Origin of the sequence: Rhizobium sp. BK661 (assembly GCF_024808825.1) — a bacterium.
GTDB lineage: Bacteria > Pseudomonadota > Alphaproteobacteria > Rhizobiales > Rhizobiaceae > Rhizobium.
Window position 1 is genome coordinate 136,010 of record NZ_JANTYT010000013.1, and the last position, 10,640, is coordinate 146,649.

The window sequence follows — 10,640 nt, forward strand, 5'->3', positions numbered from 1 at the left end:
CTTCAGCCGGACCGGGCCCATCTCGGCAGCGCCCGGTCACCATTCCATCGCGATACCTCAGTCGAATAGGCGGACGCGATGCATTTCAGTCGATCATTCTAGTCAAAGTGACGGCGCTTCACTCTCCGAAAGGATAGGCACGGCTGGGTTCTCAAATCTCCAGACCCGCGCGATATTCGTAGGATGACAGAAGCGAACTCCCAATTTCGGTCAATGACGGCCAGTGCTGCGAGAACGATGGTCGCGGACGACCTTCTTGAATTGGGGTTGGATCTCGACCGCCTGAGCGAAAACCACTTGCGGACGCTGTGGGGCGAATTCAAGTCTCTCCGCGCAGAGGAGCCGCACATCAGATCTGTCGCAATCCGGATTTTCGTCTGGTACGTGGTTGAGAGCAAACTGTTCAACTCCGCCGCGATGCGCAGGTCCGGCGCCATCGGCAGATCAATCGCCACGATGAGGGCATGGGCCGAAACCGATCCGGCACTGACCTCGGTCGTGCTTCGCGAAGCCGAGGCAGTAAAGTTATTCCTTTATCAAATATTCGAACGGGCCGATGCGCCTCGGCAAACGATCCTGGAAGCACAAAAGCGCCTACTCCAGGCCTAGCCCGCGGGCATTGTGACCAAGGTGGACTTCAGGCCGTCAACGACGAATTGCGTTGCCAGCGCGGCCAGGATGACGCCGAGAAGGCGCGTCAGAATTGCGCGCCCCGTAACACCCAGGAAACGATCGACTCTTTCAGCGACAAGCAAGGAGAAAAAGAGCAGTAGCAGGTTCGATGCAAGGACGATGATCAATTGCGCGCGCTCGATGGAGCTGTGCATTGACCCGGCAATCAGGATGGTCGCGGAAATCGCGCCGGGACCGGCGATTAGCGGAATCGCCAACGGAAAAACCGAAATATTATGGATATGATCGATGGTGATTGCGGCCGTGCTCGTCTTCTCCTTGCGGTCCTGCCGCTTCTCGAAAACCATTTCAAACGCAATCCAGAACAAGAGAAGGCCACCGGCGATGCGAAAGGCGCCGATCGAGATGCCGAGGACACCGAGCACACTCGCGCCGAACAGCGCGAAGATGGCAAGGATGACAAAGGCGATGATCGAGCCGCGCAGCGCCACCTGCTTTCGCTGGCTACGGCTCATACCGGTGGTTAGCCCGAGGAAGATTGGCGCAAGGCCAGGCGGATCGATGGTGACAAGCAGCGTCGTGAAGGCGTTGATCAGTTGGTCGGCGCTTGCCATTGTCCCTCCATGAGCCCATATAAACGCTCGGTTTTGGACGATTGTGATGCGGAGAAATCAATTTGGCAAATGGCGCTCTTCGAATGGCGTAAATAGTTGCCATTGAGGCCAAAATTGCCCTCATAAGACCGCAAAAGACTGTTCAAAACTCTCGCCAAAATTGGCGCAGGAACAGCCTTTCCGCTATAAATCTTCAAGTGATTCTAGAAGAGATCGTGATCCGTTTTGACTGAGCAAACACCCCCCGGCGGCGGGAAGCTCCCGCCAGGCATCGAGCCCATCTCCATCATGGAGGAAATGCAGCGGTCGTATCTCGATTACGCGATGAGCGTTATCGTCAGCCGCGCCTTGCCTGATGTGCGCGACGGCCTCAAGCCTGTGCACCGCCGCATCCTCTACGGCATGTCCGAGCTCGGCATCGACTGGAACAAGAAATACGTCAAGTGCGCCCGCGTGACCGGGGATGTGATGGGTAAATACCATCCGCATGGCAACTCGGCGATTTACGACGCGCTGGCGCGAATGGCCCAGGACTGGTCTCTTCGCCTGCCGTTGATCGACGGCCAGGGCAACTTCGGCTCCGTCGACGGCGATCCGCCAGCGGCAGAGCGTTACACCGAATGCCGTCTGGAGAAGGCCGCGCATTCGCTGCTCGACGATCTCGACAAGGAGACAGTCGATTTCCGCGACAACTATGACGGCACGCTGTCGGAGCCCGTCGTCGTTCCCGCGAAATTCCCGAACCTCTTGGTCAACGGGGCAGGCGGCATCGCCGTCGGTATGGCGACCAATATTCCGCCACACAATCTTGGCGAAGTCATCGACGGCTGTATCGCGCTGATCGACAATCCGGCCATCGAACTTCCGGATATCATGCAGATCATTCCTGGCCCGGATTTTCCGACAGGCGCCAAGATCCTTGGCCGCGCCGGCATTCGTTCGGCTTACGAGACCGGCCGCGGTTCGGTGATCATGCGCGGCGTTGCGACGATCGAGCCGATGCGCGGCGATCGCGAGCAGATCATCATCACCGAGATCCCGTATCAGGTGAACAAGTCGACGATGATCGAGAAGATGGCCGAACTGGTGCGCGACAAGCGCATCGAGGGTATCTCCGACCTTCGCGACGAGTCCGACCGCCAGGGCTACCGCGTTGTCGTCGAGCTGAAACGCGACGCAAATGCCGACGTGATCCTGAACCAGCTTTACCGCTATACCCCGCTGCAGACATCCTTCGGCTGCAACATGGTGGCGCTAAACGGCGGCAAGCCGGAACAGTTGCAGCTGCTCGACATGCTGCGCGCCTTCGTTTTCTTCCGCGAGGAAGTCGTTAGCCGGAGAACGAAATTTCTCTTGCGCAAAGCGCGCGAGCGGGCGCACGTATTGGTCGGTCTCGCAATTGCCGTCGCCAATATCGATGAAATCATCCGCACGATCAGGCAGGCGCCGGATCCGCAGACCGCACGCGAAGAACTGATGACCCGCCGTTGGCCGGCATCCGACGTCGAGAGCCTGATCCGACTGATCGATGATCCGCGTCACCGTATCAACGAGGATATGACGTACAACCTCTCGGAAGAGCAGGCGCGTGCCATCCTCGAATTGCGCCTGGCGCGTCTGACAGCTCTTGGCCGCGACGAAATTGGAGACGAACTCAATAAGATAGGCGAAGAAATTAAGGATTATCTTGAGATCCTATCGTCGCGCGTCCGGATCCAGACAATCGTCAAGGAAGAGCTTGCTGCGGTTCGCGACGAATTCGGCACGCCGCGCCGCACGGAAATCATGGACGGCGGGCTTGAGATGGACGATGAGGATCTCATTGCCCGCGAAGACATGGTCGTGACCGTCTCGCATCTCGGCTATATCAAGCGCGTGCCGCTGACGACCTATCGCGCGCAGCGCCGTGGCGGCAAGGGTCGCTCCGGTATGACGACGCGAGACGAGGATTTCGTTAGCCAGCTATTCGTTCTCAACACACATACGCCGGTTCTGTTCTTCTCATCGCGCGGTATCGTCTACAAGGAGAAGGTCTATCGCCTGCCAATCGGCACGCCGACGGCGCGTGGCAAGGCGCTGATCAACATGCTGCCGCTGGAGCCCGGCGAACGCATCACCACCATTCTGCCGCTGCCCGAGGACGAGGAAAGCTGGGACAAGCTCGACGTGATGTTCTCGACAACGCGCGGCACCGTTCGCCGTAACAAGCTTTCGGACTTCGTCCAGGTCAACCGTAACGGCAAGATCGCGATGAAGCTGGAGGAAGAGGGCGACGAAATCCTCTCCGTCGAGACGTGCACCGAACATGACGACGTGCTTCTGACTACCGCGCTGGGCCAATGCATACGCTTCCCCGTCGATGACGTCCGCGTCTTTGCCGGCCGCAACTCCATCGGTGTCCGCGGCATCAACCTCGGTGATGGCGATCGCATCATCTCGATGACAATTGTCGGCCACGTGGATGCCGAGCCCTGGGAGCGCGCGGCCTATCTCAAGCGTGCTGCAAGCGAGCGACGCTTGACGACAGGTGACGCTGAGGAAATCTCGCTCGTCGGCGAGGAGGTCACCGAAGAGGGGCAACTGAGCGACGAGCGCTACGAAGAACTGAAGGCGCGCGAGCAATACGTGCTCACGGTTTCCGAAAAGGGCTTCGGCAAGCGCTCCTCTTCTTACGACTTCCGGATTTCTGGCCGCGGTGGCAAGGGTATTCGGGCTACCGATACGTCGAAGACCGCGGAGATCGGCGAGCTGGTAGCGGCCTTCCCGGTTAACGAGGGCGACCAGATTATGCTGGTTTCCGATGGCGGGCAGCTCATCCGCGTCCCCGTGGGCGGCATCCGCATCGCCAGCCGCGCGACGAAGGGCGTGACTATCTTCTCGACGGCTAAGGACGAAAAGGTGGTATCCGTCGAGCGCATCAGCGAGCCCGAGGAAGAAGAGGCAGAAGACGTTACCGAGAATGGCGACGACATTGGGCCCGCCGCCGAGAGCGCGCCTGACGCGGACGCTTGACGTAGTGAAATGGCGACTTTGAAAACCGGGCAAGCTGCCCGGTTTTCTTTTGCGCGACGGCAGGGAAATCGATGACGTCATGATGGTTCGGCGTCTAGCGGACCAAGAGCGTCTCTCGTCGGCACCACACGCGAGATCACCATTGCCGTCCCAAGCATGCAAAAGGCCGAATGACAGAGTCATCCGGCCTTGAAATCGGGGCGTTCCTAGGTCAGCGTCAGCGCTAGAACCAACTCTGCTTTCCATCGACCTTCTTCAACTCTTCGCTTTCATGGCGAAGAGCGGCGATGGTGGAGGCCACGGACACGACAAACATGATGCTGATTAGGGCAGTAAGCACAGTCAATATCGTGAACATGAGCAATCCTCCTGGGCTTTGCGTTCACGTTCCTTAGTACTGGCTCGTTATCGCCGCGCGTGCCGACGCATAGGGGCCATATACCTTGGACGCATCCACTTTGTGATCGTAGAGCGCGATAGTCGCTGCAAGCATACCGGTCATCATTACCATCCAGACGGCATTAATCATGGTAATCTTATTGGGCATTTTTTCTTCCTTGTGCAGCGTATCGCGTTACGCTTCGGTTGAGTGAACGCATGCGTGCGAAAATGGTTCCAGGGGTATTGGCCGGTCATTTACCAAGGCCGATCTGAAGCGACTTTGAATGCGTCGTTCATCTGGCGTTCAGAATTCTTAATCGGTTTAAACGCCACATTTCCGGTCGCACGCACGATTGCGTAATGTTCCCGCACGCTTGGCCGAACCCAACCTGCATCCATCTTATCTTGCACGTAGCCGTAGAAAAATTCGGCAAGCAGCGAGACGATGACAGCGAGTGCAACAATGATGATCAGCATGAGCGCTTCCGGGGAGGGGCCGATGCCGGAATGACATCGGCTGTTGACGCTCTCTGTTATAGAGATCTCGCCTGAAGCCGGCTTGAATGCCGCATTCATCCACCGTTCAGCGACGGGCAAACGACTTGCGGGCGACCTTTATCCGTGACAAAAGGCGTCGAAACAAACGGCTAGGCCAATGACGACAGCTTTCTATCCGGGGTCGTTCGACCCACTGACCAACGGACATCTGGATGTGCTCATCCAGTCGCTGAATGTTGCGTCCGAGGTTATTGTCGCGATCGGCATCCATCCCGGCAAGACGCCGCTCTTTTCCTTCAATGAGCGGGCGGATCTCATTCGCCAGTCTCTGGCGGATGCGCTGCCTGAGAAGGCCAGGAATATCTCGGTCGTTTCCTTCGACAATCTCGTGGTCGATGCGGCGCGCACTCATGGCTCTGCGCTCCTGATCCGCGGCCTGCGTGACGGTACCGATCTCGACTACGAAATGCAGATGGCCGGCATGAACCGCCAGATGGCGCCTGACATTCAAACCATCTTTCTACCGGCCGGAACAGCCTCGCGGCCCATAACCGCCACATTGGTCCGGCAAATCGCTGCCATGGGAGGCGATGTCAGCGCCTTTGTACCGGCTGCCGTCTTGAAAGCCCTTCAATCCAAGCGCAAATCCTAGGCGACATTTTCGCCGCAACGGAGCCAACATGAAACTCTTCTATCTCGCATTTGCAGGCGTGCTTTACCTTGCTTCGTTCGCCGGCGACGCGTTCGCGCAGTCCAGTGACACGCTGACGATCCAGCTGAAGGACGGCCCGGTCGTAGTCCAGCTTATGCCCGACGTTGCGCCGAAGCACGTCGCGCAGATCGAAGCGCTTGCCAAGAAGGGCGCATATGACAACGTGGCCTTCCATCGCGTCATCGAAGGCTTCATGGCGCAGACTGGCGACGTGAAGTTCGGCAACATGGAAAAGGGCTTTGATGCAAGCCTTGCCGGCACCGGCGGCTCCGACCTGCCCGATCTGCCTGCAGAGTTTTCGAAGACGCCTTTCGTTCGCGGCACGGTCGGCATGGCCCGCTCGCAGGATCCGAACTCGGCCAACTCGCAGTTTTTCATCATGTTCGCTGATGGATCCTTCCTCAACGGCCAGTATACCGTCGTCGGCAAGGTCGTTTCCGGCATGGAGAACGTCGACAAGATCAAGCGCGGCGAAGGCCAGAACGGCGAAGTCAGCAATCCCGACCGGATGATCAAAGTCACCGTCGGCAAGAAGTAAGTTTCAAGACAAGTAGGAGAAGAAGAATGGCCGAGATCAAAGATCCCGAAAACACCATCATCCTGGAAACCACCAAGGGCAAGGTTGTCATCCAGTTGCTGCCGGAAGTGGCGCCGGGGCACGTCGCCCGCATCAAGGAACTCGCTCGCGAGAAGGCCTATGACGGCGTTGTCTTCCATCGCGTCATCAACGATTTCATGGCGCAGACCGGCGACGTGAAGTTCGGCAAGAAGGGCAGCGAAAGCTTCAACCCGGGTCGCGCCGGCATGGGTGGCTCCGAGAAGCCGGACCTGAAGGCTGAGTTCTCTGCCGTCAGCCACATCAGGGGTACTTGCTCGATGGCTCGCTCGCAGAACCCGAACTCGGCCAACTCGCAGTTCTTCATCTGCTTCACCGACGCTCCCTGGCTGAACAAGCAGTACTCCGTCTGGGGTCAGGTCATCGAAGGCATGGACAACGTCGACAAGATCAAGAAGGGCGAGCCGGTCGTCGATCCGGACTCGATCGTCTCGATGCGGGTTGCCGCTGACGTCTGATTGTGATTTCTGCTGAAACCCGCCCTTGCGCGAAAGCGTGGGGCGGGTTTCGCTTTGCCTGGATTTTGAGTGATGCGCGTAGACCTCTTTGATTTCGACCTGCCGGATGAACGGATCGCCCTGCGGCCAGCCGAGCCGCGCGACAGCGCGCGTCTGCTCGTCGTCGACCCTGGCAGGGAGGTGCAGCTGTCGGACCATCGGGTAAGCGAACTGCCCAGCTTTCTGAGAGCAGGGGACGCGCTTGTTTTCAACGACACCAAGGTGATCCCGGCACAACTTGAGGGCATCCGTCATCGCGAAGGTGCTGGCGGTCAGCAGGTTTCGGCGACACTCCACATGCGCATCGGCGCCAGCCGCTGGAAGGCCTTCGCAAAGCCCGGCAAACGCATCAAGATCGGCGACCGTATCTCGTTCGGCCACGATGGTAGCAGCTGCCTTCTTGGCAAGCTCGAATGCACTGTCGAAGAGAAGGGCGAGGGCGGCGAAGTCACGCTTGCCTTCGACCTTTCCGGACCGATGCTCGACGAGGCCATCCATTCCGTCGGCCATATTCCGCTGCCGCCCTATATCGCCGCCAAGCGGGCCGAGGACGAGCGCGACCGCGCCGACTACCAGACAATTTATGCCCGCGAGGAGGGTGCCGTCGCGGCTCCTACGGCCGGGCTTCACTTCACGCCAGATCTTTTCGAAGCCATCGACAAGGCAGGCGTCGAGCGACATTTCGTGACGCTGCATGTCGGCGCCGGCACCTTCCTGCCTGTGAAGACCGACGACACCGACGATCACAAGATGCATCTTGAGAGCGGCTATGTCAGCGCCGAGACGGCTGCGAGCCTCAATGCCGTGAAGGCAAGGGGCGGGCGCATCATCTGCGTCGGCACGACGTCGCTCCGATTGATCGAAAGTGCCGCGCAGGAGAACGGAGAAATCCGGGCTTGGTCAGGCGCCACCGGCATCTTCATCACGCCCGGCTACCGCTTCAAGGCGGTTGACATGCTGATGACAAACTTCCATTTGCCTCGCTCCACGCTGTTCATGCTCGTTTCGGCCTTTGCCGGCTTCGAGACGATGCACGCAGCTTACAGCCACGCGATTTCGACGGGCTACCGCTTCTATTCCTATGGCGATTCCAGCCTCCTTTTCCGGAAAACCTAAATGACCGAGAACTTCCAGTTCACCCTCAAGACGACCGACGCTGGTGCCCGCCTGGGCGAGGTCTCTATGCCGCGCGGCACGATCCGCACGCCTGCTTTCATGCCTGTCGGCACCGTCGGCACCGTCAAGGCGATGTATCTTGACCAGGTTCGCGATACCGGTGCCGACATCATTCTCGGCAATACCTACCATCTCATGCTGCGCCCGACGGCCGAACGCGTTGCCCGCCTCGGCGGTCTTCACAAGCTGATCCGCTGGGACGGGCCGATCCTGACCGACAGCGGCGGGTTCCAGGTCATGTCGCTCTCCGGCCTTCGCAAGCTCGATGAGCAGGGAGTAACCTTCAAGTCGCATGTCGACGGCAGCCTGCACCACATGTCGCCGGAGCGTTCGATCGAGATCCAGGGATTGCTGGATTCCGACATTCAGATGCAGCTCGACGAGTGCGTGGCACTTCCTGCGGAACCGCGCGAAATCGAGCGCGCCATGGAGCTGTCGCTACGCTGGGCCGAACGATGCAAGATCGCCTTCGGCAACCAACCGGGGAAGGCGATGTTCGGCATCGTGCAGGGTGGGGATGTGCCGGCACTTCGAGTCCGCTCGGCCGCGGCCCTGACCGATCTCGATCTCAAGGGCTATGCGGTCGGCGGTCTCGCTGTCGGCGAGCCTCAGGACGTCATGCTGAAGATGCTCGAGGAAACGCTGCCGGTGCTGCCGACGGAAAAGCCGCGCTACCTCATGGGCGTCGGCACGCCTGACGACATCCTGAAGTCCGTCGCTCGCGGCATCGATATGTTCGACTGCGTCATGCCGACCCGTTCCGGCCGGCACGGGCTTGCCTTTACGCGCCGCGGCAAGGTCAACATCCGCAACGCCCGCCACGCCGAGGATATGCGTCCGCTCGATGACCAGTCGAATTGCCCGGCTTCGCGTGACTACTCGCGCGCCTACCTGCATCACCTCGTACGCGCCAATGAGGCGCTCGGCGGCATGCTGCTCTCCTGGCACAATCTTGCTTACTACCAGGAACTGATGCAGGGCATCCGCAAGGCGATCGCTGAAGGCCGGTTTGCCGACTTTATGGCAGAGACCCAGGAAGAATGGGCGAGGGGCGACCTGGAGCCGGTATAAGACGGGAAGGGCACTGCACTCCGTCCGGTAGAAGCCCGCCTGCCCGCCACTCAGATGCCCTTGCTTTCGGTGTTCGGCACGATCTGGACGCCATTGATCTTGTAGTTTCCGTCGGGTTGGCGGGCCACCTGATAAATCGCGGTCCAGTCCTTGCCGTCGCGTCCTGATATCAGTACCTCGTGATAGATCATCGCGCCGTTGTCGATCGATCGGCTGCGGCCGAAGGCATAGTTGCCGGGATGATAAACCGGCTCATAGCTCTTCTTGACCATCGCGAAGAAAACATTCTTGTCGGGATAGATCGCCTTGATACCGGGCGCAGCATAGGAATAGGCCGTATCAACATCGTCGTTCAAGAATGCCTTGATCTGCGCCTCGATCATCGTACGCGTCGTGTCGATCGGATCCTCGGCCCGAGTGGTACCAAGAAAAACGAAAGACGCGGCAAACAGAATGAAAATTGCAAGAATGGCGCGCATGGCAACGGCTCCGGCTGTGTCAGCGTATTCTAAAGCAGTCTACGGACAAGGGAAGGGGCAGGAAGGCATGGCGCTTTCGCTTTGGTGGCGGGGTCGCGACGCCTCGCGACCCCGCCTGCGTCTACAGCCTAGCCGAGGGCCTTGAAGAGCAGTGCGCCCGCACCTGTCGAAAACAGGAAGGTCATCACCTTGAAAAGTTCGTCAAGCATCGCGGTGCTGTGCACCGTCGGAAAAATAATGGGCAGCGTAGCAATCGCGAAGGCGGCAAGGCCGCAGAATACCGTAAGAATAATGGCAGTTGCTTTGAGGAGATTCATAGGATTCCTCTTGTCTGTTAAGATCGAGAGAAAACCCGCTATCCAAGCAAGGAACTTCCCCCGATCGAGTGGATCGAGAACGAAGTTCCTCGCCATTCTCCATCGACTGCCCACTCACGCGGGCAAGGATGGCTGAGGGAACCAAAGAAACGGGTAGAAACGGATAGCTGGCGATGGAGAAAGCCGAGTCATCCACCTGATTAATATCAGGCACTCCCCATATACCTCATTGCTAATATTTATACAAGCGCGATGCATCCGGGCTGTTGCGCTCAACGACTATACATGCCGCCCGGCGGCGGCGCCGTTATCGGAGTGTCGCGATCATGGCAAAAATCCCGAACCAGTTCGCGAGTGATCGTCATGCCGTAGCGGCGGAGCAAAGGTGCAATTTCTGTCTGCTGATCGTTTCTCATGCATCCGCGCGATCAACGCCGCCATTCGCATATTCAACTGTAGGACAAACTAGGGGAGCTCCATCCACCACGAAATCATGGCCATTATCGTGTTCTCGTCGGGTTTGAAGATGGAACCGCTTCGTGTGAGTTCATGCTGAACCGCGACTTTTGTGGCTCATCAAGCTAGCCGGCATGTCTGATCTGCGCGAGCAGTTTCTTTCGGAAGACTTCGGCCG

Annotated in this window: 13 protein-coding genes; 7 read left to right on the plus strand and 6 right to left on the minus strand. The window is 58.8% G+C overall.

All coding sequences use genetic code 11. From position 1 onward, the window contains the following. The first annotated feature begins 213 nt into the window (after nucleotides 1-213). Complete coding sequence (locus FHX16_RS22770) at nucleotides 214-609, plus strand: hypothetical protein (protein ID WP_183757277.1); 396 nt, start codon at nucleotides 214-216, stop codon at nucleotides 607-609. Here FHX16_RS22770 and FHX16_RS22775 read toward each other — a convergent pair. Then, nucleotides 606-1,247, minus strand: a complete 642-nt coding sequence (locus tag FHX16_RS22775; protein ID WP_183864546.1) for a MarC family protein — start codon at nucleotides 1,245-1,247, stop codon at nucleotides 606-608. The genes FHX16_RS22770 and FHX16_RS22775 overlap by 4 nt on opposite strands. A 225-nt stretch (nucleotides 1,248-1,472) precedes the next feature. On the opposite strand from FHX16_RS22775, the gene gyrA reads away from it, so the two are divergent. Then, the gene (gene gyrA, locus FHX16_RS22780) at nucleotides 1,473-4,259 is read left to right on the plus strand and encodes a DNA gyrase subunit A (RefSeq protein WP_183864545.1); all 2,787 of its coding nucleotides are present in this window, start codon (nucleotides 1,473-1,475) and stop codon (nucleotides 4,257-4,259) included. A 223-nt stretch (nucleotides 4,260-4,482) separates the two neighbouring features. Here the strand turns inward: gyrA and FHX16_RS22785 are convergent, their stop codons facing one another. The 3 genes from FHX16_RS22785 to FHX16_RS22795 form a co-directional block, all read right to left on the minus strand. After that, the gene (locus FHX16_RS22785) at nucleotides 4,483-4,617 is read right to left on the minus strand and encodes a hypothetical protein (protein WP_259130528.1); all 135 of its coding nucleotides are present in this window, start codon (nucleotides 4,615-4,617) and stop codon (nucleotides 4,483-4,485) included. A 33-nt stretch (nucleotides 4,618-4,650) separates the two neighbouring features. Continuing rightward, nucleotides 4,651-4,806, minus strand: a complete 156-nt coding sequence (locus FHX16_RS22790; RefSeq protein WP_183757280.1) for a hypothetical protein — start codon at nucleotides 4,804-4,806, stop codon at nucleotides 4,651-4,653. 89 nt (nucleotides 4,807-4,895) lie between these two features. Further along, the gene (locus tag FHX16_RS22795) at nucleotides 4,896-5,117 is read right to left on the minus strand and encodes a hypothetical protein (protein WP_183864544.1); all 222 of its coding nucleotides are present in this window, start codon (nucleotides 5,115-5,117) and stop codon (nucleotides 4,896-4,898) included. A gap of 178 nt (nucleotides 5,118-5,295) precedes the next feature. On the opposite strand from FHX16_RS22795, the gene coaD reads away from it, so the two are divergent. The 5 genes from coaD (at nucleotide 5,296) to tgt (ending at nucleotide 9,210) form a co-directional block, all read left to right on the plus strand. Further along, a complete protein-coding gene (gene coaD / locus FHX16_RS22800) occupies nucleotides 5,296-5,790 on the plus strand; it encodes a pantetheine-phosphate adenylyltransferase (RefSeq protein WP_259130531.1) in 495 nt (164 codons plus the stop codon). Nucleotides 5,791-5,818: 28 nt separating this feature from the next. Next, entirely contained in the window at nucleotides 5,819-6,388 is a 570-nt protein-coding gene (locus FHX16_RS22805; protein WP_183757283.1) for a peptidylprolyl isomerase, read from the plus strand. Nucleotides 6,389-6,414: 26 nt separating this feature from the next. Beyond that, nucleotides 6,415-6,924 carry a peptidylprolyl isomerase gene (locus tag FHX16_RS22810; protein ID WP_183864542.1) on the plus strand — a complete coding sequence of 170 codons (510 nt, stop codon included), beginning with the start codon at nucleotides 6,415-6,417 and terminating at the stop codon, nucleotides 6,922-6,924. 72 nt (nucleotides 6,925-6,996) lie between these two features. After that, nucleotides 6,997-8,079: a tRNA preQ1(34) S-adenosylmethionine ribosyltransferase-isomerase QueA gene (queA, locus tag FHX16_RS22815; protein ID WP_183864541.1), complete on the plus strand. Its 1,083-nt coding sequence runs from the start codon at nucleotides 6,997-6,999 to the stop codon at nucleotides 8,077-8,079. Next, nucleotides 8,080-9,210: a tRNA guanosine(34) transglycosylase Tgt gene (gene tgt, locus FHX16_RS22820; protein ID WP_183864540.1), complete on the plus strand. Its 1,131-nt coding sequence runs from the start codon at nucleotides 8,080-8,082 to the stop codon at nucleotides 9,208-9,210. Between the two features lie 50 nt (nucleotides 9,211-9,260). Here tgt and FHX16_RS22825 read toward each other — a convergent pair whose 3' ends face one another. Then, a complete protein-coding gene (locus FHX16_RS22825; protein ID WP_183864539.1) occupies nucleotides 9,261-9,689 on the minus strand; it encodes a DUF4864 domain-containing protein in 429 nt (142 codons plus the stop codon). Nucleotides 9,690-9,817: 128 nt separating this feature from the next. Continuing rightward, the gene (locus tag FHX16_RS22830; RefSeq protein ID WP_183864538.1) at nucleotides 9,818-10,006 is read right to left on the minus strand and encodes a hypothetical protein; all 189 of its coding nucleotides are present in this window, start codon (nucleotides 10,004-10,006) and stop codon (nucleotides 9,818-9,820) included. Nucleotides 10,007-10,640: the final 634 nt, after the last annotated feature.